Origin of the sequence: Vibrio zhanjiangensis (assembly GCF_030161235.1) — a bacterium.
Lineage (GTDB): Bacteria > Pseudomonadota > Gammaproteobacteria > Enterobacterales > Vibrionaceae > Vibrio > Vibrio zhanjiangensis.
In genome coordinates this window covers 269,770-295,211 of the sequence record NZ_BSPW01000021.1, presented here as the reverse complement: position 1 = coordinate 295,211, position 25,442 = coordinate 269,770, and the positions used below count along the sequence as shown (strand labels likewise).

The window sequence follows — 25,442 nt, the reverse complement described above, 5'->3', positions numbered from 1 at the left end:
TAGAGCCCAAAATATTGAACTTCATTGATAATACTCAAACTTTGGCATCTGATATATGTATAAGTTAACCCAATTCGCAAAAATGTGTCGGAAATAATGAAATTAGACGATCTCAACCTATTCAGGCTTGTTGTTGAAAACGGAAGTTATACTGCGACTTCTCGCAAAACTATGATTCCCGTAGCAACAATCACTCGGCGCATACAAGCGTTGGAAGAAGCTCTTAACCTCAGACTGCTCAACCGTCATGCGCGTAAACTCTCGCTTACAGAAGCGGGAGAACGTTTCTATAATGAATGCTCACCTCTGCTCAATCGACTAACACAGGCTGCAGAAGAAATCTCGGATGAATGCCGAGGTGCGGCGGGTAAAATTAAAGTCTCTGCCCCCTCCAACCTCACCAAACGGATGATGATGCCAATATTTGGTGCGTTTATGACTCACTATCCTGACATCAACCTTGAATTGACCACCAGCAATCATGCCGATCAACTGGACCCCACAGAGTGGGATGTGATTTTCCGTGTTGGTCCACAACGAGACTCAAGCCTAATTGCCAGAAAAATAGGCTCGGTAGAAGATATTTTGGTGGCGAGCCCCAATTACCTAGCTAAACACCAATTACCCACACATGCCGAAGATTTACAAAATCACTCTCTTTTAAAAGGTGCCCCCTTATTGAAGTGGCAGCTCACCAACAGTAGCGGTGAAACGGTTATCAATAATGATATAGGACGATTTCAAGCCAATGCGCTCGATGTGGTTCGTAGTGCATGCTCAGATGGTTTGGGAATCACACTGATGCCCGATGTTATGCTCAAAGAACATATAGAAGATGGCAGCCTAATCCGCGTTTTGGAAGAATGGAGCGCCAACCCTCGCGATATTTACATGCTGTATAACCACAAGGATCATCTGCCTGAAAAAGTCCGTTTACTCATAGACTTTGTTATTGCATACAAAACAAAGTGAACGTAGCCAATACGTTACTTGTCGATTGATGCCTAGCCCCAAAGCTTATTGTCTCGCTTTGGGGCCTGTATTACATGTACTCGACAAACTTACTTAAGTCTCGCTCTGGTACTTTTGCTGGTGTACATTCAGAAGTCCCTAGATAAAGAAAGCCGACTATTTCATCGTCGCCTTCTAAACCAAATGCTCGGTGAACACTTTGGTGAAACATCCATTCCCCTGAGCGCCAAAAACCTTGAAAACCTTGCGCTACTGCAGCCATTTGCATCGCTTGTACTGCACACCCAGCCGACAAATATTGCTCAAGCGCAGGCACCTTTTCATGAGGAGTGACTTTCGCAATAACAGTAATCACCATAGGCGCACGAAACGGGGCATTTTTCAGCTTTTTCAACACACTTTCATCACTGTTTTCTGCTTGTGCCGCCGCGACTAAAATATCAGAAAGTTTACTCAGGCCTTCTCCTTGAGCAATAACAAAACGCCAAGGCGTTAAACCCGCATGGTCTGGGGCTCTCAGTCCCGCTCTAACGATATTTTCAAGTGCCTGTCCTTCTGGCGCAGGGTGAGATAGCTTGGCAATAGAGCGGCGATTGAGCAGCAAATCTAGAGCATCCATTTGACATTCCTAGTAAGTTTTAGTTGGAACCGATAATAACCTCAGGTCACAAAAAAGGCGAACTCTACCGTTCGCCTCTTTTCAGCCATCAAACATTATTCGTAAAATGGCTTATTCAAACCAGCACGTGTTAATAACCCATCGCACGGGGCAAAACGCTCGCCGTATTTCTGGGCATGGTTATTCATAAGTTCTATCACTTTTTCTAAACCAAGCTGGTCCATATATCGGAAAGGGCCACCCAAAAATGGGGGGAAGCCAATGCCGAAAATGGCACCAATATCCCCATCTCTTGGACTACGGATAATCCCCTCTTCAAGGCATCGTACCGCTTCATTTAACATAGGTAGTACGCAGCGCAGTGCGATATCTTTCTCGGCTGATTTAGCATCAGGAGTAAGGCTCAAGAGTTTGTAGACCGACTTATCCACCTCTTTTTTCTTGCCTTTGTAGGTATAGAAGCCTTTGCCACTCTTTCGCCCTTTGCGATTATCATCGAGCAAAGTATCAAACACATCAGGCCCTCTAAATCGCTCACCCAGTTCACCGACTAGGATAGGCATAATTTTGGCGCCAATATCAATACCCACTTCGTCAAGCAAGGTGATAGGTCCAACAGGGAAGCCAAAATTGAGTAGCGCTTTGTCCAAATGCTCAATCGGTTCACCTGACATCAATACCTGAGCTGCTTCATTCATGTAGGGGGCAAGAATGCGATTAACATAAAAACCCGCACAATCTTTGACAACAATGGGCGTTTTACCTTGTTTGCGAGCAAACTCAACCACTGTCGAAATGGTTTCGTCAGAAGTGCCTTGATGGGGAATGATTTCCACCAAGGGCATTTTTTCCACTGGGCTGAAATAATGCAGCCCAATCACTTTTTCCGGACGCTTGGCTTTTTCAGCAATTTTGTGAATCGGCAATGACGATGTATTGGTTGCAAATATGGTGTTTTCTTTGGCATTCGCCTCAATATCCGCGACCATTTGTTGTTTTAAAGACAAATCCTCAAACACGGCCTCTACAACAATATCCGTGTGATTGAAGCGCGTGAAATCTACGCCACCGGACAATTTCTGCATGTGTGCTTGGAGCTGCGCTGTCGATAAAATACGGCGTTTACGCTGTTTATCAAATAATTTGTAATTGTACTTTAACGCATTCAGTACCCCGTCATTGGAGACATCTTTTATTCTCACGGGCACTTTCGCTTTTGACGCCGTCACGTGGCTAATTCCTGCGCCCATCAACCCACCGCCTAGTACAGCGGCCATAGTAATGTCATTTGGCTCTGCATCTGAGCCCTTTTCTTTTTTCATCTCCGTTGTGGCAAAGAAAATGGATCGCAATGCTTTAGATTCTGGCGTCATCACTAGCTCGCCAAAGCGTTCAGCTTCTTTTTTCTGGCCTTGTTCGAAGCCTTTTTCTAAACCATAACGCATCACATCCAAAATGGCCTCTGCTGCTGGGTAGTTACCACGTGTTTTGTCATGGGTTTTCTTCGCCGCTTGTTCGAAAATCACTTTTCGTCCCAAACTTGTGTTAGAAATGAGCTTTTCTTTGGCAGAAACCTTACGTTTAGCTTGAGATTTTCCTGTGTTAGCATCGACAAAACTTTTGGCGACTTGCAATAAGATACTCTCTGGCACCACAGCATCAACAATTCCCAACTTTTTCGCCTTTGCCGCTCTCAACTGCTTACCTGTTAAAATAATATCAAGCGAAGGAAGTAGGCCGATCAAACGAGGTAAACGCTGCGTTCCACCAGAACCGGGGAGCAAGCCAAGTTGTACCTCAGGCAACCCCAGACGGGTCTTATCTGAAGAGGTACATACGCGGTAATCACACGCTAAAGCCAGCTCCAATCCTCCCCCTAGACAAGGCCCATGAATAGCGGCAACCACAGGAAAAGGCAAATCAGACAGCTGCTGAAACATCTTTTGCCCTTGCGTCGCTAAATCTTTCGCTTGCGACGCACTGTTGCACGCATCAAGCATCCTCACATCGGCGCCAGCGATAAAGTTATCCGGCTTGAGTGAGTGGACGATTAAGCCTTTAATGGTTGAGATGTTTTCTTTCAATTGAGCAAATATAACTTGCATCTCCTCGGCGAAAGCCGCTTGCAAGGTATTCATCCTTTCACCCGGAACATCAATCGAAAGCCAAGCAATATTTTGTTCATCGACGTTTAGCGCAAATGCTTTTTGTTCACTCATTACTCAACCTCCAAAACCATAGCTGCACCCAGACCACCTGCGGCACAGGCCGTATTCAACGCTAAACCACCACCTCGACGCTTGAGTTCTCTTAATGTTTGGGTAATCATACGCGCGCCCGTGGCAGCGAATGGGTGTCCATAAGCAATCGAGCCACCGAGCACATTGAACTTATCCATATCAATCTCACCAATCGCTTTTGCTCGGCCTAGCTGTTGCTGAGCAAATTTATCTGAAGCAAACATTTTGACGTTCGATAAAGTCTGAGCTGCAAACGCTTCATGCATATCAATCAAGGTCAGATCAGACAGTGTTATACCTGCTCTATCTAAGGCTATCGGCGTCGAATACGACGGGCCCATTAACATGTCCATTTCAACCCCAATGGCCGAAAAAGCGTAAGAACGAATGTAGCCCATAACATTAAGGCCTAATTCTTTCGCTTTACCCTCGCGCATCAGCATAATGGCAGCCGCACCATCAGTAAGTGGCGTACTGTTTGCTGCCGTTACACTGCCGTATTGGCGATCAAACGCTGGGCGCAGCTTCGCATAGCCCTCTAAAGTAGAATCATGGCGGACATTGTTGTCTTGCGAGATCCACTGATTATAAGGTTCAGGAAATGCCGTCATCACCTCACCTTCTATCTTGCCGTCTTTCCACGCCTGAGACGCCAACGAGTGAGAGCGATGGGCAAGCGCATCCTGCTCTTGACGAGTGATACCATGAGACTTCGCCATCTGCTCTGCAGTTTGTCCCATGGAAAGGCCCGTTGAATATTCTGCCACAGCCGGAGGAACTGGCATCAGGTCTCTAAATGAAAGATTTTTAAGCAGTTTGAGTTTTTGCCCCATGGTTTTGGTTTTGCTTAAGGCAAGAAGATTTGCAGCCAGTTTCTTCGATACCCCTATGGGTAAAACAGAAGATGAGTCAGCACCACCAGCGATACCGATATCAATTGTGCCCGCCATAATGCTCTCAGCCACATTGACCGCAGATTGAAAACTGGTTGCACAAGCTCGGGTGACACTGTAAGCATCGGTGTGAATGCTCATGCCAGTACCAAGTACAATTTCTCGCGCAATATTTGGCGCTTCAGGCATTTGAACAACCTGACCAAAAACAACTTGGTCAATCAATTTAGGATCGATTTCAGTACGAGCCATCAGTTCACTCACCACCATTTTTCCAAGATCAACGGCGGGTACCTGACTAAATTCCGTGCTTTGACGTGCAAACGGCGTGCGTAAACCAGCCACCACCGCAATACGCTCACCTGAGCGCGTTTTCACTTCCTGCTTGCCCATTATTTCTCCTTTACAAAATAGAGGTCAGACCAGAAACATTGTAATCAGAATGTTAAACGAATCAAACGCTTGTTTAATTAAACGTGATTTAGAGTGGAAAAGCAGGGCTTACATAGGCAAGAAGATAAAAAAAAACCACACGAAATTGTGTGGTTAGAAAACAAAACAATTAACTTACGTCAATCGAAAATACTCAGTGTCCTGATTAGGAGAAAGTAAAGTCAGCCTTCAAAAGGAAATGCCACCTTGCTCAACATGCCAGCCAAAAGGCTAACCAGATGACAGGGACTACTATAATCTGTGGGTAATATTGAATGTTGAAATAGATCAATTTTGCGTCGATTTTTTAGTCATAGAATTTGGCGTAATATTGCTCTGGTCTGATAAGTCCAGAGAATGTTTGATTAAAAACTCAGTAAATCATACTCTTCTAAAACCTAAACCTTAGGTGTATGACCAAACCGTAGAGCAAAATTGGAGGCTCATGTGCCCGTTATCAATTTTTTTGGAAAGAAAAAGTCGAGTCCTCCGGTCAACTCGGATATGGACAGACAAAGAAAGTATGAAGCGCTCGTTAGAGCCTATCATAGAGACCTATACCGCTACGCCTATTGGCTGTGCAAAGACCAATCTGTAGCAGAAGATCTTGTCCAAGAAACTTGTCTGCGGGCTTGGAAGTCCTTAGACAGTTTGCAAGATGAAAAAGCGGCAAAAGCATGGTTAATCACCATATTAAGACGCGAAAATGCACGCCGCTTTGAGAGGAAACAGTTTGATCTGGTTGATATTGACGATCATACCAATGATGCCAAAGTCAGTGATTCGTCTCACCACCAGACTCAATGGGTGCAGGCACAAATCATGAAATTGGAAGATGAATACCGTGAACCGCTCTTTTTGCAGGTTGTCGGAGGGTTCAGCGGCGAAGAGATCGGTGAGATCCTTGGTCTAAATAAGAATACAGTGATGACGCGTCTTTTTAGAGCAAGGAACCAACTGAAAGACATGTTAGATACTGAAAACCGTCATCGAGGACAGCAAAATGGATGAGTTAGAATTCCGTCGTCGTATAATGTCTGACCCTAAAGAGCGGAGCAGCGAAATCGTTGACGCCATAAAAGCCGATAACGCCAACAGCAAATTTGCCGAAGATGCGTTAGAACTTGATGCTCATATAGCCAAAGCAATGGCCGTTGATGTCCCCGAGGATCTGGTTGATCGCATCCTGTTTAATCAAACTTCATACTCTGAGTACAATGTTGTCAGACCCTCTTTTGCGAGACGCGCCATGGCCACGGCAGCATCTGTTGCCTTTGTGTTTGGCCTATTGGTTGGACAGGTCAACTGGGGCAATATATTGGTGCCGCCTGCACAGGCCAGCATAGCCGATATTGCCATTAAACATGTCATGGATGAAAAGCCCTTTGTCGGGCGTATTGATGAAAATGTGCCCTCTTCGCAAATCAGCGCCAAAATGATGCCGTTTGATCATAAGCTTGGTACTCACTTTCCTTACCATGTGTATTACCTCAACCACTGCGGTTTTGGCAGTGAGAATGCTTTGCACATGGTATTTCAAGGCGAAAAAGGCAAAGTGACCTTATTTCTCACCAGCATGCCAACCAAACAAGCGGTGGATTTTGTACAGCAAGGCATGGCGGGTATTGTCGAACCAATGGGTAATGCCAGTTTGATCCTTGTCGGTGAGGAAGGTGAAAATGTAGCCAAGATCGCTGAAAATATAGCAAACATCATCAAACCTATGAGTTAACCAAATTTTAACATTTTGTGAACTGTATCATGGCTTAAGCAAGAGGCTTGAGCCATTTTTTTAGCCAAAAAATAGAGCTTAAACTCTAAAAAGTTTGTTTTTACTCATAATTCCTGCCAAATGGCTTTCATTTCTGCAATTTTACACACCAACTCGGCAATGGTCGGATTTCTATCTTTTATACTGGGTTCTAGGATTTGCCAACAATTGAGTCATTACTCAAATACGACGTCCGCGAGAGGCGAAGAAAAAGGAAAAGTACAATGAATAGAACACGTCTGTTTAAGAAATCACTTTTGGCCGTGACCATTGCCAGCACCACTCTGGCTTCGCAGCAAGCTCTCGCTGCCGGCTTTCAGTTGAATGCTCAATCGGCCACAGGACTTGGCCGTGCCTTTGCGGGTGACGCCGTAATTGCCGATAATGCGTCAGTGATGGCCCGTAACCCCGCGGCTATGGCATTGTTTGATAAAACTGAATTATCGCTAGGATTCGAAAGTATAACTTCAAAAATTGAAGTTAAAAATGCGACATACTCAGTAAATGCTTTTAGCACTTCAGTACCCGACGCAAACGATATTGGAGACACATCAGTAGCACCAAATCTACATGTCATCGTGCCTGTTAATGATAAGTTTGCATGGGGGGCAAACGTATACTCAAACTTTGGTACCAAGACTGAGTTTGATGATAACTACGTTGCTACTGAATATGGTGGCCTTACAGATGTTCAAAGTCTTAATTTTGGTCTTTCTGGCTCTTATCGCTTAGATGAAAAGTGGAGTTTTGGCCTCGGTTTAGATCTGATCTACGGTAAGGGTACGATGAAACGCTCCACTGGCTCAACACTGGCGACGGCCACTGGAGGAGCGGTAGCCTCAGGAACTAGTTTAGTCAATGTAGATAGTGCAACAGGCTGGGCTGTTGGACTAAATGTTGGTACGGTCTATGAACTCGATGAAAGTAATCGTTTTGGCTTCTCATATCGCTACAGCCCAGAAATAACGGCTGAAGACGATAAAAATCAAGAAATCACACTTCCATTGCCAGACATGGCTGAATTCTCTGGTTTTCATAAAATCAAAGATACGCAGTTCGCTGTCCACTACAGCATTCAATATATCGGCTGGAGCGCATTTGATAAGATCGAATTCCGTAACCTTCAAGGTTCAGCATTAGGCTCAAGCTATGACAAACAATATGACTGGCAGGATGGCTGGCACTATGCCATCGGTGGTACCTATTATCTAAATAGTGATTGGACACTACGTGCTGGCTATATGTATGACACCAGCGCACAGGATAGCCGAACGTCCATTTCGGTGCCCGATTCCGATCGCCAATGGTTCTCAACAGGCTTTACCTACCATATAGATCAAAAATCCAATATTGATTTTGGCTTTACTTACCTTATGGGGGATGATGTCGCTGTTAGTGAATCGACTTCATTACCAGGGGGATTAGTAACAACAGGAGTAACGGCGACAACTCGAGCTGATGCTATCTTAGTCGGCCTACAATATAGCCGCAGCTTCTAAGCCGCTTAAGCGAAACCTCACAAAGGGCCATTTGGATTGGCCCTTTTTTATCACCTTCTACATTCCATATTATGATTTTCAGCCTACAGTTGTGCTGCCAAATCGCCTTTTCATATAACGCGTGTTCGCCGAGTTAAGGTAGAATATACATGTTAATCAGTGATTTATATGGAAATTCATCTTGGAGGCGATATTTCATCTCAAAAATATCTGCTAAGGTGCTTTTTGTTTTTAAAGTATTAACTCTAATTCTATCATCGTCTGACATTTATGATTAAGTCAGCGACAAATACCATGAAAACAACAATTACTTTTCTCTCCCTTGCCGTGGCCGCAGGCCTTATTTCGGCTTCACATACCGCCACAGCGGCTGGTTTTCAGTTGGCCGAATACTCAGCCACTGGCCTTGGCCGCGCTTATGCAGGTGAAGCGGCGATGGCAGATAACGCCAGTGCTCAGTGGCGCAACCCCGCAATGCTCACCTATCTTGATGGCACGCAGCTATCGCTTGGGGCTATTTATGTCAACCCAAATGTCGATGTCGATGGCACTGTGGATGGCTCTCAATCTGCTAACCCAAGTTTGCCCACAAGCCATGCCGCTAAATCTGATTTTGCTGATGATGCCATAATCCCTAACGTCTACATCTCACATAAATATTCAGACCAAGTCGCGGTTGGTTTTGCACTAGGGACCAACTACGGTATGGAAACCAATTTAGGTAATGATTTCGCCGCTGCCCATTTTGGCAATCAAGCCAGCGTGACCACAATGGAAGCCAACCTCAACGCTGCCTACCAAGTCAATCAAGCGCTAAGTCTTGGTGGCGGTGTTCGCTATGTGATGGGCGAAGGCAGCTTTGGGGCGAAAGCGCCAGCAAACAATATTTACTCTTTTACTCAAGGTACAGACCTCAAATATATGCAAGGCGAAGATAACGCTTGGGGCTGGCAAGTTGGCGCGGCTTGGCAAATCAACCAAGATCACCGTATTGGCGTTAGCTACAAATCCGAAGTTCAACTTAAACTTGAAGGCTATGCCACAGGTGCAGGATTTGATTTCAGTCTAAGTAGTGGCAATCGCGATAGCGGCACTATGGATCTTGCCCTGCCCGCCACAGCTGAGCTGGCAAGCTTTCATCAATTGACCGAAAAAGTCGCCATCCATGCCAGCCTAAACTGGACAGATTGGAGCAGCTTTGAAAAATTGGAAGCCCAATTAAACACATTTGGCAGCAAGATGGTCAAAGTTGAAAACTGGCAAGATAACTATCGCCTAGCATTAGGCGCAACTTATCAGCTAGACCCCAAACTGGCGCTTCGCACCGGTATTGCCTACGACACTTCTGCGGTGAGTGATAAAAATCGCACCATTACCATCCCAGAAACCGATCGCACTTGGCTAAGCCTAGGCGCCAGTTACGACGTTACTCAAGACTTTACCCTAGATGGCGGATTAACCTACATTCTAGCCAAAGATGCCCCCATCACCGAATCACGCGGCTATGCCTCTGATGATATCGCGCAACAAGTGGCAGGCCAGTTTGTTGGCGAAACCACCGGGAATATTTGGCTTATTGGTGTTCAGGCCAGCTATCGATTTTGAGCCAACCAAGGCTTCAAATTCAATTGGGATGAAACAAAAAAGCTTGGTCAACTGACCAAGCTTTTTGATTAGAAATCTTCATCGAGATATTCATCAAGATAAGCTTCTTCTTCTGCATCAAATTGTTCTGGCTTTTCAATTTCAGCACTAAAGTCCTGACTTTGAAGATACGCATCTCGCGTTAACAAGTAAGGATCAGGGGAGTTATCAAGTAATGCTTCTTGGGAAACCAGCGATGCTCGCGTTTCCATGCCCTCTAAAGCCCATTTTCCCAAACCAGCCCAGATATTCAAAAGTGACAGCGGAACATAAGTACTATCGACTAAATCAGCGGACTCTCTTACCGTCCATGGGCCGTAACCAGGCACCATGACATACGGCCCGTTACCCACACCATAATGACCCACAGCGTCACCGAATGATTTATCGTTATGGTGCGTAATTCCAGCCGCTGACGCTACATCAATCAAGCCAAGTAAACCAAAGGTGCTGTTAATCCAAAAACGGTTAAAGTGATCAATCGCCTTATGACCATTCCCCATAATCAAGTTATTCACAATACTTGCTGGCTCATCAAGATTACCCAGAAAATTCGCAATACCTTGGCGAACAGGACTAGGAACATAATTGACATACGCCAAGGAAACTGGCCTGACAAAGTAAGGGTCCAAATAATCGTAGTTTACCGCCCACATAGTGCGGTTAAACCCTTCAAGCGGGTCGTTAACATCTGACTCAGCTGACGCAGAATCTTGGGGCGCACTGGCACAGCCCATCAAAAACATGACACCAAAAAACATTGCCCACAAATGGGACGGAACACTCTTCATTATTTTATTTTCCACACAAAGGCCGGTAGCATGTGCCCCGGCCTCCTCTATCAATTTTAATGTTTGGCTTGCTTAATATTGACGATCAATGGTAACTGAAACAGGTTGTCCCATTTTAACCACTTCACTTTCACCAAACCAGTCTTCTTGCTTAGTGGCAACATTTCCATCTTTGTCCAGCCGAACACGTACTAATAGTGACTCCAAAGAGGATAGCTTACGATCTTGTAACATACTATTGGTGTCATCAAGAACCACAGTTCGAGGAAAACTACCCAGAGGATACCTTGCTGCTGCAACTGGCATAGGTGAACCATCAGCACTATGAACGGACACAATCAAGGCTGAGTTTGGCTCGATATTAACCTGATCGCTCACAGCAATCGTCACAGACACTGACTTGTCACTGGCTGTAGACGTCGCTAATTGCTGCTGAGCATTATCAATACTTTGTACCAGCATTGAATAGCGACCATCTTCAGGCCCAATCATGCGCTGCATGACTTTCCAGTAACGAATGGCAGCAGTATAATCTGCTCTCTCATACGCGTCGAATGCCAATAATGAGAATACGCGCAAATCAACGTAATCATTTTGCACTAGTTGCCCTAAAATGCGGCGTGCCACAGTTTGATCAAGTTCCTCTTGTGACAACATCAGGGCTTGTGCATAACCCAACTTAACATCATCGTCATCAGGTTTAAGTTTGTAGGCTTTTTTCATCGCACCAATAGCCGTTATCACATCCCGATTGGCCAAGGCGATTCTACCCAGTAGCAGCCAACCGGTTGAATCGTCTGGGTGGTAATAGAGACGAGTACGCAGAGCAAGAGTAAGATCGCGCATTTCATCATCACTTAGTACAGCCCCCTCAGGCACAAGCAATTTTTTAGATAACTCAGGTAAGTTAGCACTGACTTGTTGCCACTCTTCAACCTTACCCGAGGCACCAAATTTAAAATACATGCCGTAAGAGAGTGCAATAACAAACACTATAGAGGGAAGTAGTACGGCCAAAGGGGTTATCGAACGTCTGGCCTTGCTTGATTGGTGGTTAGGAACATCATCCAATAGTGATAACTTGAGGTCATTAACCAGTTCTTGCTGATCATCAACGATACCACTACGGGTTTCCTCGGCAAGTTCAGATACCCTATCTTTATACAGTGCCTTGTTGAGCTCATCGCGTAACACATCGTCAGTATTGGCTTTTTTACGAATAATCGGTATTGCAATTAACACGGAACTGAGCAAAATGAGAATAGCAGAAGCGACCCAAAATAACGTCATTGTGGCTTCTCCCCATCATGTTCTTCTTCCAACAAAGTTTTTAAACGCGTTTCTTTTTCTTGATCCCAAACCATGCTTTCTTCGGTTGAAGAGTGCCTTTTACGTGAGCGAGCAATGATAAAACCAAAACCTAACATAACCACCAGCATAGGCCCTACCCATAAAATCGCTGTCGCAGGGGTAAAGGGCGGCTTATAAGTGACAAAGTTGCCATACCGCGCCACCATATAATCGACGATCTCCTGCTTGGATTTACCTTGCTTGGTCATTTCATAAACTTTTTGCCGTATATCAACAGCGAGCCCTGCATTTGAGTCTGCAATAGTATTATTTTGACACTTAGGACAGCGAAGCGTACTACTGAGCTCTTTAAACTGTTGCTCCTGATCCAAATCCTCAAATTCGTAGATTTGAATCGCTGAATAGGTGGAAAAAGATAGAAAGATGCCAAAAAGTATTACAAACAGAGCGCTTTTCACTGCTTAGCCTCCTCTATCAACTGGTCATAAATAGGTTTGATGTCCTCATTCCAACTGCGCTCGTTGACATCACTGGCATGGCGATAGCGAATGACACCTTGAGCATCGATCACGAAAGTTTCAGGTGCACCATACACGCCTAAATCTAAGCCGAGCATACCACTACCATCAAACAAACTGATCAGATATGGATTGCCCAATTTATCCAACCAGTTCACAGCCTTAGTACGATCATCTTTGTAGTTCATACCGATAATCTTTACGCCTTGGGATGCCAGTGTGTTCAAGTATTGATGCTCAACATAACAAGTTGAGCACCACGTCGCCCAAATGTTCAATAACAGTGGCTCACCTTTAAAAATCGATTGATCGTAAAGTTTGCCCGGCTCAGCTAAATCTTCGAGCTTAAATTGCGGCACTGGCTGGCCAATAAGAACAGATTCCAGCTTAGTTGGATCATCACCATGAGAATTTCGAAATAACTGAGTGGCAAATACAGCGATTAAGCCCAAAAACACCAGCAGCGGAATAAATAATAATTTTTTATGCATTACGCCTCCTGCAACTTGGCACTTTTTCTAAAACGATAACGCTTGTCACTGATTGCTATCGCACCAGCAAAAGCCATCAGTATCGCCCCTGCCCATATCCATCGTACGAAAGGCTTGTAGTAGATGCGCACCGCCCAAGATTTATCGTCATCCAATCGCTCTCCCATTGCGATATAAAGATCGCGAGTGACACCTCTATCTATTGCAGCTTCGGTCATCATGGAACGCGCCGTACTGTAAAAGCGCTTTTCTGCATGCAGCGTATTTATATAGTTACCTTGGTGGCTGACCTTAAATTCAGCAACATAGCCATCATAATTAGGACCATTCTTATCCTTTAAGCCCTTGAAGTAAAAATCGTATTCCTGAACACGATAACTTTCTCCCGGAGCCAAACGTACATCTCGCTCTATACTGTAGTTCTGCACCATAGCAATACCAATAACACTCACAGCAAGGCCAATATGACCAAACATCATTGCCCAGTGACTGCGCTGAAGCTTAGTCACGCCGAGACGAAAGCTGTGCCGATGCGTGGCTCTTTGATGAAGCTCAAAGCCATGCATAAAAATAATCCAGAGTGCCATTACCCAGCCAAGATAAGCCATAAACTGGAAGAAATCGGCAAGCAATAACACTAAGACATAGGCCAGAATCAATGAAGCGATCCCCGAAATCAGGATTGGCTTGACTAAACTGGTGAAGTTGTCTCGCTTCCAACGAATAAGAGGGCCAATTCCCAAAAAGAAAGCAAAAGGAACCATTAACCATGCAAACAAAAGATTAAAAAATGGTGCGCCTATAGATACGGAGCCTAGACCTATTTGTTTATGTACAAGAGGAAGGAGTGTACCGACCAGCACAACAACTAATCCGGCAATCAGAAGGACATTGTTGACAAGCAGCGTATTTTCCCTCGAAACCAGCTCAAAGTCACCTCGGGCACGAATCCTAGAGCCCTTAAAAGCGAAAAGTAATAGTGAGCCGCCAATAACAAACACAAGAAACGCAAGAATGAACATCCCCCTTGATGGATCAGAGGCAAAAGCATGCACTGACACCAAGATGCCAGAACGAACTAAAAACGTCCCCAATAAACTCAGAGAAAATGCAGAAATAGCCAGCAGTACTGTCCAAGCTTTGAAAGTGCCTCTTTTTTCCGTCACTGCCAATGAATGCATCAATGCAGTACCAGCAAGCCACGGCATAAAAGACGCATTTTCAACTGGGTCCCAAAACCACCAACCGCCCCAGCCCAATTCGTAGTATGCCCACCATGATCCCAAAGCGATGCCTAAGGTCAAAAACAGCCAAGCCGCTGTTGTCCATGGGCGAGACCAACGCGCCCATGCGGTATCGAGACGCCCAGTCATTAGTGACGCAATAGCAAAGGAAAAAGCAACCGAGAATCCAACGTATCCCATATAGAGCATAGGAGGGTGAATAATCAGCCCTGGGTCCTGTAATAGAGGGTTAAGATCCCGCCCATCAACCGGAAAATAAGGCAAAACTCTGACAAAAGGGTTAGAGGTCACAATGATAAACAGTAAGAACCCGACGCTTATCATTCCCATCACAGAAAGTACTCGCGCAACTGACTCCTGAGGCATTCCTCGGCTAAACGTTGCGACTGCAACTGTCCATACTGCTTGGATAAGCACCCATAGCAACAATGAGCCCTCGTGTGCTCCCCAAACTGCGGTAAGGCGATAATACCAAGGTAATTGACTATTTGAGTTCGTGGCGACATAGATAAGGGTGAAATCGTTGGTATAAAATGCCCAAAGTAGTACACCAAAAGAGAGCGCAAGTAACAGGAACATCCCCCAAGACAAAGGTCTTGCGGTATTCATTAATACGGTATTGTTTCTCGACGCACCGAGCAAGGGCAGTATACTCAGTAGCGCCGCCATCGCTAGTGAAACAATAAGGGCAAAATGACCAATCTCAACAATCATTGATCACTCCCTTGTTTTTGTTGCTCGCTGTACTCAAGCGGCTGGTGGTTTTTCTTCATGGCTTCAGCAATCTCCGGCGGCATGTATTCCTCATCATGCTTAGCCAGCACCTCAAAAGCTTCAACTGTGGTCGGAGTTTTTAGCACCCCCTGCGCAACAATACCTTGCCCTTCTCTAAATAAATCAGGAAGAATGCCATCATAAAGCACCGTCACCTTGGGGCCAACATCATGCAGTTCAAACGCAACTTGAAGTGAGTTGGGATCTCGTTTTACTGAGCCTTTGACAACCATTCCACCGATACGCAGTCGTTGACCGACTTCTGGTTTGGTTCCATCCGGTTTACCATTCACCAACTCAGTGGGGGTGTAAAATAAGTCCATGTTCTGGTTTAACGCATACAGCATAAGACCAATAGTGGCACTGATACCGATGAAAATGGCAAGTACAATCCCTAACCGTCTTTTGCGTCTTGGATTCATAATGTATTCTCCGTATTTTTCGCAGCATCAATGCGGGCTTGCCTGTCTTTCTTTAACTGAACGTCAGTTAACAATTGCTTACCACGACGAACACTGACCCAAAGTAAAACAAACATTGAGCCAAACGTAATACCAAAGGCGCTCCAAACATAAGCAGAGTAGCCACCCATAGCAAGAAAATCACCCAAAGAATCAAAATGCATTGGCTTATTTCCCTCCTTCAAATTTGGCATTAGCGATAGCTGCGACCCATGGCCGATGACTTTCTTTATGTATAATTTCGTTACGCAAGCGAACCATAGTCAATGCAGCAAAGAAAAAGGCAAAACCTAAGATATTAATCAAAAGTGGCCATAGCATGTCACTAGAGATAGATGGTTTGGCAAATTTGGTGATGGTTGCACCTTGATGAAGCGTATTCCACCACTCTACTGAAAAATGAATAATGGGTAAGTTCACTACACCTACAATGGCCAAAATCCCAGCAGCTTTAGCCGCCATCCTTTGATCGTCGAATGCGTGATAGAGAGCAATAACCCCTAAGTACAAAAATAGAAGAATGAGTTCAGAGGTTAAGCGAGCGTCCCATACCCACCATGCACCCCACATGGGTTTACCCCAGATAGACCCCGTGACTAATGCAATAAAGGTGTACACGGCACCAATAGGGGCCATTGCAGATGCTGCCATATCCGATAGTTTGACTTGCCAAACAAGACCAATAAAAGCGGCGATAGCCATTGACATATACACCCCCATCGACCAAATCGCTGAAGGGACATGGATATATATTATTCTAAAGCTATCCCCTTGCTGATAATCAGAGGGGGCAAAGGCTAACCCCCACATCGTGCCTATCGATAAAAGCAGTAACGACAATATCGCAAACCAAGGTAGCAACTTACCACATAATTGGTAGGCCATTTCCGACTTGGCATAAGGATGGAGCCACTTCCACATTGTTATTCTCACTCTCGCTTCAATGTTGTTTTCGTCTCTATAGGTAAGACTGAAATATATTTATTCTGCCGCCAATTAAAGAGCATACCGCACTCATTAACTGCCCACTTAATTGATACTGACCCTCAGTGCTGAGCTGATTGCAAATGGGGTCAATGTCATCGAGCCAATTAACATGGCCCCAAGAATCGCCAACTGACCTTTATACGCCATTCCCAAAGAAGCAGCATCAATCGCTGAAGTTGCGAATATCAGTATTGGGATATACAGTGGGAGAACCAGTAGACTCAACAATACTCCCCCTTTTTGCAACCCCACAGTCAGTGCAACCCCAATCGCACCGATAAAGCTCAATGTCGGAGTACCAACCAATAGTGTTGCTACCACGGCTAACCACGCATTGACATCAAGAGAAAGCAAAATGGCCAAAAGAGGGCTGATTAAAATCAAAGGCAGGCCTGTCAATATCCAGTGTGCAATCACTTTAGATATAACAACAAACGGCAGCGGCAATGGCATTAACATCAATTGCTCCAATGCCCCATCTTGAAAATCGTCCCTAAACAAACGCTCCAAAGAAAGAAGAGCAGACAAGAGTGCCGCCACCCAAACAATACCGGCAGCAATACGAGCCAGCAAATTGGGCTCGGGACCGACACTTAACGGAAACAAGGTGATCACTATGACAAAAAACCATAGTGGATTAAAAACATCTGCTTGGCGGCGAAATGCTATTAGCAGCTCACGCCGAATGATGCTGTTCATTGCACTGATCATGACGGATTACCTAATACAATTTTTTTAAGCTTAGGTTGATTGACAAACATGTCTTGATGGGTGGTCAACAAAACAATGCCTCCCTTATCAACATGATCAAGAAAAAGTGACTCCAGAACCGACACACCTTGTTTATCAATTGCGGTTAAAGGTTCATCGAGCACCCAAAGTTTATGTTCACTTAACCACAAACGGGCAAGCGCCACTCTGCGTTGCTGCCCAGCAGACAACTGCGCTACAGGCACGTCTTCACGTCCCACCAGTCCAACCTTCAGCAAAGCGTGATATAGACTTGCCTTGTCGAACGTACTAGTAGAGTGAATACTAAGATAAAAGTGTAAATTTTCGTATGCGGTTAACTCGCGCTTAATTCCCGTTTGATGTCCCAAGAACAGCAAGTCTTGATGGTATGTATCTCGATTGGATTCAATGCTTTCTCCATTCCAGAGTACGTCACCACCGTCACGATCCGCAAGCCCAGTGATAATGCGTAGCAAGGTTGTCTTACCCGAGCCATTTCGCCCTTCCACTTGCACTAAATCACCGCTGTTCAGCGTAAATGACAGTGAGTCGAATAAAACTCTATTATCTCTAATGGCGGTAAGCTGGGATGCTTCTAACATGAGTATTCATTGGATTAAAATCTGTGGCGGTATAGTAACACAGCCGTAATGACACAACATAGAGTTGGGCCGTCAGTCATCACGAAACTCAGTAAGTTTATGTAAATAGTTGTCTATATTTTGTACAGGTTCAGATTACTTATTGCGACATAAAAAAGGATGCCTTAGACATCCTATAATTTGCACTCAAAATTTTCTTCTACTTTTCTTTGCCATTGATACATGATTAGTTTCAGAATCGGAACTAAGAGGAGGGACTTTTTCTTTACCTGCGATTTTCTTTTGCAGAGACAACATCAATTCAGCTTCAGCTTTTGGTAATTCGCATTCTTCTATCAGCTCGTTAACATCTGCGCCAAGTTGGACCATTTTAGAAGCCCTTGCATACAAACGTCCATCGCCATCTACTTGCTCAAGCTCCGAAATTCTCTCACTTAGGTGTTGGATAAGGTCTTGTTGCTCGCTAGCCTTTTGTCCTAAACCAACCACGACAGAACGAACTTCTAGTAATTGTTTATTCGCTTTTTGCAGCTCTTTGTCCAAATACCGATTCTTCTGTCGCCACTGGTCAGACATAATGCTCTGACTTTTCTTTAAACGTAATACAATGACTGTAAAGAGAATAACTACCGCCAATATAACCACTCCTGCGATTGCAGGAGTATTGGCCAAAACAACTTCTTCCATTATAGATGGGCCATCTCATCCCATTCTTCGTCAGTAAGTAGTTTGTTCAAATCAACAAGGATTAGCAACTTACCATCACGGTTGCTGACACCCTGAATGAACTTGGCGCTTTCATCGGTACCAACACTTGGCGTAGTGTCAATCTCAGACGACCTCAAATACACAACTTCTGCAACACTATCAACTAGAATTCCAATCACTTGGTGCTCAGATTCAATCACAATAATTCGGGTATTATCTGTGATATCTCCTTGCATCAAGCCAAAGCGTGAACGGGTATCAATGACAGTAACAACGTTACCTCGCAGGTTGATAATCCCTAGAACATAATCAGGTGCACCGGGAACTGGAGCGATTTCGGTATAACGCAGTACTTCTCGCACTTGCATTACATTGATACCGTAAGTTTCTTCTTCTAGCTGGAACGTCACCCACTGAAGTACTTCGTCGTTTGACTGATCCTTTCTCACTTCGACTTCATTAGTTTGAGACATACCTATTCCTCTCTAAGCCAAAATCGGCATAAACGTTTTATTTGTCCAAGGCTTTTACATCAAGTCCTGCATTAAGCATAGCTATCAATGCTTCAACATGTATCAAAGCACACATTTTTTCTTTGACCATTCCCGCAAGCCAAGGACGCTTTCCTGCGGTTTTCCGCCAGCGTATCTTCTCTGGATTGATAGATTCAGTCCCCATCAACTGTGTTGAAGCCAATCCCCACATACTTTCATCCAGCATGACAATATATTGGTATTTATCTTTATAGGTTTCATCAGTTAACTTTTCAGACATCACCCATTTTGCCGTATCTACCACATCAAGCTGGGCATCACGGCCTGTTTGCAATCCTAGGTACCAGTCAGGGCGGCCAATAAGATGGTTAAGCTCAGCGATACGATGAATACCACCTAGTTCATCAAGGGGAACAGCAAAGGTTACACCATTGACATCAAAATACAGAACCTGAAACTCATAGTCTCGAATGGTTGACTGCCACACCTTTTCATCATTACCACCGGGTTGGACTTCAGGCCCTACAACGACTTCTTCAAGAATTTCGACTTCTGGTTGCTCTAGCTTAGCTTCGACATTTGGTTGAGCGATTTCTTCCTCTATAGGATCTGGTTGGATCTCAGGAGTAACCTCTTTTATCTCAGGTGCTAACTCTGGCTCTTCAAGTGGCCACTCTTGAACTTCTTCAACAACCGTATTTGATTCTGATATTTGAGCAGTGTTCTGCTCCATTACCTCTTCAAGATGAAGTTCAGCGACTGGATTGGTTGACTCTAACTGCTCAAGAAGTCGCTCAACATCCTCAAGATTTGGCAATTCAATTTCAACTGTCGGTGACGCATAATTTTGATTCTCTTCTACTGATTGAGGAGCAGGCTCCATATCAAGTAGCAGGTCTTGGCCACTGTCATTAACCTCAAGAACCTCAAGCTTCTCATCATCTTCCAACGACTCATCCAAAAGAGCCGAAAAGTATTCTTCCAGCGCCTGTTCACTTGAAATCAACGTGTTGCTACTCATTCACTGCCAACCTTTCTAAGTAAATTAATAGCTGCTTATAGGCAAAAACGCCTCGACTTCCAGAAGCAAAATGTGAAACGGGAAGATGTTTTAGACTAGCATCTCTAAACTTCGTATCTATTGGTACAGCAGAAGTCCAAACCTGATCTGGATAATCTTTCTTTAGCTTTTGTAAAGTTTGCAGTGATGCATTAGTCCGTTTATCGTACATCGTAGGCACAATAGTGACGTTAAATGGGTTATTGCGTGATTTCTGCATTATGGCCAATGTACGCACCATTCGCTCTAAACCTTTCATTGCCAAAAATTCAGTTTGCACCGGAATCAAGATACGATTGCTTGCCGCCAATGCATTTACCATCATCACTCCGAGTATAGGTGGACAATCGATTAAAACATAATCATAGTGTTGTTCAATTGCCGTCAAGGCTCGTTTAAGTATCAACCCCATGCCACTACGATTTCCCATCACTCGGTCTAGCGTGGCAAGCGACATATGCGCAGGAACGATGTCAATACCTTCTACATCTGACTTCATTATCAAAGGTAGAACACTGTCTTCTGAAAAGTCCTTAAGCTGAAAAAGATCAAACAGGCTTGTCGCTACTCCATCTGGATCATAACCCAAGTAGGTGGTAAGAGATGCATGAGGGTCAGTGTCAACTAATAAGACTCGTTTACCCTGCTTGCTTAGCAAACCCGCAAGTGTGATCGTCGTCGTTGTTTTTCCGACGCCACCTTTTTGGTTTGCAATACTCCAAACAATCATGCGTTACCCCTAGGACAAACCGACTTCAACTAGCATTCGCTCTGCTATACGATCTAGTGGTAGGTCTTCCGTTGAAAGACCAGCTTTAGCAACGGCCTGTGGCATACCATACACCACACAGCTCTCCTCATCTTGTGCCCAAATTGTTGCTCCTGCGCTTTTCAACATCCGAGCCCCCTCTCGGCCATCCGCTCCCATGCCTGTTAGGACCATTGAAAGCACTTGATCGGAATAAATTTTGGCCGCACTGCCGAAAGTTACATCAACACATGGCTTGTAATTCATTCGCTCACCGCCATCAATCACGCGCAATTTTGCAGCGCCTGGGCGACCGTCGACCATCATTTGTTTGCCACCAGGGGCAAGATAGGCGACTCCGGGCTTAAGGGAGTCTCCATCCTCAGCTTCTTTAACCTGAATCTTACATAATGAATTCAAACGACTCGCAAAAGCAGCGGTGAAAGTTGCTGGCATATGCTGTATGAGCAAAATCGGATGAGGATAATTAGCAGGCAACTGCGTTAAAATTTTTTGTAGTGCAACCGGACCACCTGTAGATGTGCCTATGGCAGTAAGCTGATAACGCTTGCCAGTTGATTTAAAACGTGCCATGGAAGAAGGTTTTGACATCGTTGGTGTGGGTCTTTGAGCAGAAGCTGACAATGGCGTTTTTGCTGCAGGTGTTGTCGGCTTTGCGACAGGTCTGCGCATGAGACTGCGACGTGATGAAATTTCCAGCACGCGCTGCTGGAGTAAAGATACAGCCTCATCACGATTTCGAGCAATGTCTTCAAATTTCTTAGGTAAAAAATCTAAAGCTCCGGCATCTAAGGCATCCAGTGTCGCTTTTGCTCCATCATGGGTTAAGGATGAAAACATCAATATTGGCACTGGACCTTTGGCCATAATTTCACGAACGGCAGTGATCCCGTCCATGACTGGCATCTCGATGTCCATTGTGATCACATCCGGTTTCAATCGTAGAGCTTTATCAACAGCCTCTTTACCATTAGTCGCCACATCCATTACTTCTAAACGAGGGTCTGAGTTTATTATCTCACTGACCCGGCGACGAAAAAAACTCGAATCATCAACCACTAAAACTTTAATCGCCATAGCTTTCCTTTATTATTCTACGACTTAGATTCGAGAAGCAGCCGCATACTGCTTAAGCAAATCTGGGACATCCAGAATCAGAGCAATATGCCCATCACTAGTTATTGTCGCACCCGCCATACCCGGCGTGCCCTGAAGCATACTATCAAGAGGTTTAATTACGACTTCTTCTTGTCCTATGAGGGTATCAACGACAAACCCTACTCTCTGACTGCCAATCTGAACGATAACAACATGTCCGTGCCCTTTACGACGTTCCATATCTTTGGATTTAGGTGCCAACCAATTCTGTAGATAGAATAAGGGAATCGATTTATCTCGGACGATTATGGTCAATTGACCATCTACCACATTGGTCCGGCTTAAATCAAGATGGAAAATTTCGTTGACACTTGCCAAAGGTAAGGCAAATGGATTACCAGCAACCCCAACCATTAAGGTTGGCAAAATAGCCAGAGTTAAAGGCACCTTAATGGTAATTTTGGTTCCTTTACCTAACTCGGAATCAATATCAATCGAACCATTAAGTGTGCTGATGGCGGTTTTCACCACGTCCATTCCCACACCACGTCCTGAAATATCTGAGATTTCTTCTTTACTTGAGAAGCCCGGCATAAAGATAAGGTTAAAACATTCATTATTAGTCAGACGTGACGCCGCATCTTCATCCATCATCCCACGAGAAACAGCAATTCCCCTCAGTTTCTCTGGGTCCATACCTCCACCATCATCGACGATCGCTAGTTCAATATGATCACCTTCCTGTGAAGCAGAGAGAATCACTTTCCCTTGCTGCGGTTTTCCCGCTTTCACTCGGGCTTCGGGCATCTCTATACCGTGGTCTAAAGAGTTACGAACCAAGTGAATAAGTGGATCGGCTAGTGCTTCAACCAAGTTTTTGTCCAAATCAGTTTCTTCACCACGCATCTCAAGGTTAATATCTTTTTTAAGAGTACGGGCTATATCTCGTACTACGCGAGGGAAGCGACCAAATACTTTTTTGATCGGCTGCATCCGCGTCTTCATTACGGCACCCTGAAGATCGGCGGTCACTACGTCGAGGTTTGCCACAGCTTTCGACATTTCCTCATCGTTGCTGTTCAGACCCAAACTCAGTAATCTATTGCGAACCAGTACAAGCTCACCCACCATATTCATAATAGTATCAAGCGTTGATGTATCCACGCGAACTGTCGCTTCAGCTTGAGGCTTTTTAGCTTGTGCTGGTGGGGCAGCTTCCTTCTTAGCCGGTGGTGGTGGTGCTTTGGGTTCCGGAGCTGGTGGCGGAGGGGCTGCTGCTGCCGGTGCTTCAGCTTTGGCAGCAGGGGCTGCACTCTCAGAAGCAGGTTTATCGGCTGACTCCAAAGGACCTTTCCCTGAACCATGAAGATCGTCGAGTAATTTTTCAAAGTCATCGTCAGTCATTAACCCATCGTCACCGCCTTGAGGCGCTGCATCCGCCTTTGTTTCGGCAGGTGGTGAGTCCGCTCCATCTCCTGGCCCTTTTCCTGAACCGTGGAGATCGTCTAACAGTTTTTCAAACTCATCATCGGTAATATCGCCACTATCACCTCCAGCCGCACTGGCAGAAGGGGCCTCTGAAGCTGATTCAGCGGCGGCGGTAGGTGAGGTGCCTTCACCATGAAGTTCGTCTAGCAACTTATCAAATTCATCTTGGGTGATTTCATCGATAGAACCTCCGGAATCCCCATCACCGCTTGGCGCAGCAGGTTCCACTGCTGGTGCAGGCTCTTCAGCTACAGGTTCAGGCGCAGCTTCAACAGGAGCACTTGCTTCAGGCACCGCTTCATCAGCTGACTCAGGTTTACTTAGACGATGCAGTTCATCCAATAGTGACTGATCTGCTTTGGGGAGAGGCTCTCTGTCCTGCACAGCCTGAAACTGTGAGTTAACAGTATCCAAGGCCGTCAGCATAGTGTCCATTAGACCTGACGAAACTTCTCGTTGTCCATTACGTAAGATATCGAACACATTTTCCGCACCGTGACAGGTATCTACCAGCTCTGACAGGGCCAAAAATCCGGCCCCACCTTTAACCGTATGAAACCCTCGGAAAATGGCGTTGAGCAGATCCTTGTCATTTGGATTATTTTCAAGTTCTACCAGCTGCTCTGAGAGAAGCTCTAGTATTTCCCCTGCTTCAACCAAAAAGTCCTGTAGAATATCTTCGTCTAATTCATAGCTCATAAGTTACCTCTAAAACCCAAGACTCGAGAGTAAGTCGTCAACTTCATCTTGTGATGCAACTGCGTCTTCCCTTTCATGAGCGTTGAGTATTGGCCCCTCTGGGTCTATCGATGATTTATTTTTATTATGTTCAACTTCTTCAAGCTGAGTTGTACCAAATGCGGTCAGAATTTCTACCAGTCGACCTTCTACTTCATTAACCAGTGTAATCACTCTACTGATAATCTGACCTGTCAAATCTTGGAAGTCCTGTGCCATGAGAATTTCAGTCAATTGTCCTCTTAGCTCAGAGCTATCCCCTTCAACTTCGCCTAGTAACTCATCTATACGATGGCAAAGAGCTTTAAATTCAGCAAGCTCGATACGTCCATGCATCAATTCATTCCACTGTGGGCGCACTTTCAGCAAGCCCTCATGAAGGTTATCTGCAATCGGCATACATTTGTCGACAGCATCCATGGTTTTATTTGCTGCTGTCTCAGTTTTATCAATCACGTACTGAAGCCTATCCCTCGCATCAGGAATCTCTGCGTTCGCGATTGCGTTGATACGGTCATCCACAGTGAATTGCTTTAGCGACTCATGCAAATCACGAGTTAGCTCACCTATCTCCTGAAAGACTGGATTGGGTGACTTTTCCTGTATAGTCATAACAAGTTTGTCAGCTTCTTCCTGCTGCTCACTTTCTAACAACTCTACGAGGTGCTTTGCCTGCTCTAATGAAATCATTCTGAATTGGCCTTTCGCATCCCTGCGTCAATTTCTTGACTTATAAACGTTCGAAGATTTTATCTAATTTTTCTTTTAGTGTTGCAGCCGTAAACGGTTTTACTATGTATCCGTTTACACCCGCTTGCGCAGCTTCAACAATTTGTTCACGCTTCGCTTCTGCAGTAATCATGAGTACAGGTAAATGTTTTAGCTCATCATCGGCACGAATATGCTTTAGAAGGTCTATGCCCTGCATACCAGGCATGTTCCAATCTGTCACAACAAATTCGAAATCACCTTTTTTGAGCATTGGTAACGCCGTTAAGCCATCGTCCGCTTCCTGCGTATTGTTGAAACCCAAGTCGCGAAGTAAGTTCTTAACGATACGGCGCATTGTTGAAAAGTCGTCAACAATAAGGATCTTCATATTTTTA

Annotated in this window: 26 protein-coding genes; 5 read left to right on the top strand and 21 right to left on the bottom strand. The window is 44.9% G+C overall.

What is annotated here, in order from left to right; translation table 11 throughout:
• Window positions 1-96: 96 nt before the first annotated feature.
• The gene (locus QQK21_RS06290) at window positions 97-972 is read left to right on the top strand and encodes a LysR family transcriptional regulator (protein WP_284191344.1); all 876 of its coding nucleotides are present in this window, start codon (window positions 97-99) and stop codon (window positions 970-972) included.
• A gap of 70 nt (window positions 973-1,042) precedes the next feature.
• Here QQK21_RS06290 and QQK21_RS06285 read toward each other — a convergent pair whose 3' ends face one another.
• From QQK21_RS06285 to fadI, 3 genes are all read right to left on the bottom strand, one after another.
• Window positions 1,043-1,591: an NAD(P)H nitroreductase gene (locus QQK21_RS06285; protein WP_284191343.1), complete on the bottom strand. Its 549-nt coding sequence runs from the start codon at window positions 1,589-1,591 to the stop codon at window positions 1,043-1,045.
• Window positions 1,592-1,686: 95 nt separating this feature from the next.
• The gene (fadJ, locus tag QQK21_RS06280) at window positions 1,687-3,810 is read right to left on the bottom strand and encodes a fatty acid oxidation complex subunit alpha FadJ (protein WP_284191342.1); all 2,124 of its coding nucleotides are present in this window, start codon (window positions 3,808-3,810) and stop codon (window positions 1,687-1,689) included.
• Window positions 3,810-5,117 (bottom strand): acetyl-CoA C-acyltransferase FadI, encoded by a 1,308-nt coding sequence (gene fadI, locus QQK21_RS06275; RefSeq protein WP_284191341.1) that lies wholly within the window; start codon window positions 5,115-5,117, stop codon window positions 3,810-3,812. Before fadI ends, fadJ begins: the two co-directional genes overlap by 1 nt.
• 543 nt (window positions 5,118-5,660) lie before the next feature.
• On the opposite strand from fadI, the gene QQK21_RS06270 reads away from it, so the two are divergent.
• The 4 genes from QQK21_RS06270 to QQK21_RS06255 all read left to right on the top strand — a co-directional run bounded on the left by QQK21_RS06270 (window position 5,661) and on the right by QQK21_RS06255 (window position 10,031).
• Window positions 5,661-6,167, top strand: a complete 507-nt coding sequence (locus tag QQK21_RS06270; RefSeq protein ID WP_431313101.1) for a sigma-70 family RNA polymerase sigma factor — start codon at window positions 5,661-5,663, stop codon at window positions 6,165-6,167.
• The gene (locus QQK21_RS06265; RefSeq protein WP_284191339.1) at window positions 6,160-6,888 is read left to right on the top strand and encodes a DUF3379 domain-containing protein; all 729 of its coding nucleotides are present in this window, start codon (window positions 6,160-6,162) and stop codon (window positions 6,886-6,888) included. Before QQK21_RS06270 ends, QQK21_RS06265 begins: the two co-directional genes overlap by 8 nt.
• Window positions 6,889-7,151: 263 nt before the next feature.
• Window positions 7,152-8,426 carry an outer membrane protein transport protein gene (locus tag QQK21_RS06260; protein WP_284191338.1) on the top strand — a complete coding sequence of 425 codons (1,275 nt, stop codon included), beginning with the start codon at window positions 7,152-7,154 and terminating at the stop codon, window positions 8,424-8,426.
• 294 nt (window positions 8,427-8,720) lie between these two features.
• On the top strand, window positions 8,721-10,031 hold the full coding sequence (locus QQK21_RS06255) for an outer membrane protein transport protein (protein ID WP_284191337.1): 1,311 nt from the start codon (window positions 8,721-8,723) through the stop codon (window positions 10,029-10,031).
• A gap of 68 nt (window positions 10,032-10,099) precedes the next feature.
• On the opposite strand, the gene QQK21_RS06250 is transcribed toward QQK21_RS06255, so the two are convergent.
• The 18 genes from QQK21_RS06250 to cheY form a co-directional block, all read right to left on the bottom strand.
• The gene (locus tag QQK21_RS06250; protein ID WP_284191336.1) at window positions 10,100-10,861 is read right to left on the bottom strand and encodes an MlaA family lipoprotein; all 762 of its coding nucleotides are present in this window, start codon (window positions 10,859-10,861) and stop codon (window positions 10,100-10,102) included.
• Between the two features lie 72 nt (window positions 10,862-10,933).
• Window positions 10,934-12,151 (bottom strand): c-type cytochrome biogenesis protein CcmI, encoded by a 1,218-nt coding sequence (ccmI, locus tag QQK21_RS06245; RefSeq protein ID WP_284191335.1) that lies wholly within the window; start codon window positions 12,149-12,151, stop codon window positions 10,934-10,936.
• Entirely contained in the window at window positions 12,148-12,630 is a 483-nt protein-coding gene (locus QQK21_RS06240; RefSeq protein ID WP_284191334.1) for a cytochrome c-type biogenesis protein, read from the bottom strand. The genes ccmI and QQK21_RS06240 overlap by 4 nt, the downstream gene beginning before the upstream one ends.
• A complete protein-coding gene (locus QQK21_RS06235; RefSeq protein ID WP_284191333.1) occupies window positions 12,627-13,181 on the bottom strand; it encodes a DsbE family thiol:disulfide interchange protein in 555 nt (184 codons plus the stop codon). Before QQK21_RS06235 ends, QQK21_RS06240 begins: the two co-directional genes overlap by 4 nt.
• Window positions 13,181-15,139 carry a heme lyase CcmF/NrfE family subunit gene (locus QQK21_RS06230; protein WP_284191332.1) on the bottom strand — a complete coding sequence of 653 codons (1,959 nt, stop codon included), beginning with the start codon at window positions 15,137-15,139 and terminating at the stop codon, window positions 13,181-13,183. Before QQK21_RS06230 ends, QQK21_RS06235 begins: the two co-directional genes overlap by 1 nt.
• Window positions 15,136-15,621, bottom strand: coding sequence for a cytochrome c maturation protein CcmE (gene ccmE, locus QQK21_RS06225; protein WP_284191331.1), 486 nt, complete (start codon window positions 15,619-15,621; stop codon window positions 15,136-15,138). The genes QQK21_RS06230 and ccmE overlap by 4 nt, the downstream gene beginning before the upstream one ends.
• Entirely contained in the window at window positions 15,618-15,824 is a 207-nt protein-coding gene (gene ccmD / locus QQK21_RS06220) for a heme exporter protein CcmD (RefSeq protein ID WP_284191330.1), read from the bottom strand. The genes ccmE and ccmD overlap by 4 nt, the downstream gene beginning before the upstream one ends.
• 4 nt (window positions 15,825-15,828) lie before the next feature.
• Complete coding sequence (locus QQK21_RS06215) at window positions 15,829-16,581, bottom strand: heme ABC transporter permease (RefSeq protein ID WP_284191329.1); 753 nt, start codon at window positions 16,579-16,581, stop codon at window positions 15,829-15,831.
• 108 nt (window positions 16,582-16,689) lie between these two features.
• Window positions 16,690-17,358, bottom strand: coding sequence for a heme exporter protein CcmB (ccmB, locus tag QQK21_RS06210; RefSeq protein WP_284191328.1), 669 nt, complete (start codon window positions 17,356-17,358; stop codon window positions 16,690-16,692).
• Window positions 17,355-17,981: a cytochrome c biogenesis heme-transporting ATPase CcmA gene (ccmA, locus tag QQK21_RS06205; protein WP_284191327.1), complete on the bottom strand. Its 627-nt coding sequence runs from the start codon at window positions 17,979-17,981 to the stop codon at window positions 17,355-17,357. The genes ccmB and ccmA overlap by 4 nt, the downstream gene beginning before the upstream one ends.
• A gap of 186 nt (window positions 17,982-18,167) precedes the next feature.
• Window positions 18,168-18,668: a DUF2802 domain-containing protein gene (locus QQK21_RS06200; protein WP_284191326.1), complete on the bottom strand. Its 501-nt coding sequence runs from the start codon at window positions 18,666-18,668 to the stop codon at window positions 18,168-18,170.
• Entirely contained in the window at window positions 18,668-19,162 is a 495-nt protein-coding gene (locus tag QQK21_RS06195) for a chemotaxis protein CheW (protein ID WP_284191325.1), read from the bottom strand. The genes QQK21_RS06200 and QQK21_RS06195 overlap by 1 nt, the downstream gene beginning before the upstream one ends.
• A gap of 37 nt (window positions 19,163-19,199) precedes the next feature.
• Window positions 19,200-20,204, bottom strand: coding sequence for a chemotaxis protein CheW (locus QQK21_RS06190; protein ID WP_284191324.1), 1,005 nt, complete (start codon window positions 20,202-20,204; stop codon window positions 19,200-19,202).
• A complete protein-coding gene (locus QQK21_RS06185; protein ID WP_284191323.1) occupies window positions 20,197-20,973 on the bottom strand; it encodes a ParA family protein in 777 nt (258 codons plus the stop codon). The genes QQK21_RS06190 and QQK21_RS06185 overlap by 8 nt, the downstream gene beginning before the upstream one ends.
• 9 nt (window positions 20,974-20,982) lie before the next feature.
• Window positions 20,983-22,089, bottom strand: a complete 1,107-nt coding sequence (locus tag QQK21_RS06180; protein WP_284191322.1) for a protein-glutamate methylesterase/protein-glutamine glutaminase — start codon at window positions 22,087-22,089, stop codon at window positions 20,983-20,985.
• Window positions 22,090-22,113: 24 nt separating this feature from the next.
• Window positions 22,114-24,297, bottom strand: a complete 2,184-nt coding sequence (locus QQK21_RS06175) for a chemotaxis protein CheA (RefSeq protein ID WP_284191321.1) — start codon at window positions 24,295-24,297, stop codon at window positions 22,114-22,116.
• 9 nt (window positions 24,298-24,306) lie between these two features.
• Window positions 24,307-25,026, bottom strand: a complete 720-nt coding sequence (locus QQK21_RS06170) for a protein phosphatase CheZ (protein WP_284191320.1) — start codon at window positions 25,024-25,026, stop codon at window positions 24,307-24,309.
• A gap of 40 nt (window positions 25,027-25,066) precedes the next feature.
• Window positions 25,067-25,435 carry a chemotaxis response regulator CheY gene (gene cheY, locus QQK21_RS06165; RefSeq protein WP_114786770.1) on the bottom strand — a complete coding sequence of 123 codons (369 nt, stop codon included), beginning with the start codon at window positions 25,433-25,435 and terminating at the stop codon, window positions 25,067-25,069.
• Window positions 25,436-25,442: the final 7 nt, after the last annotated feature.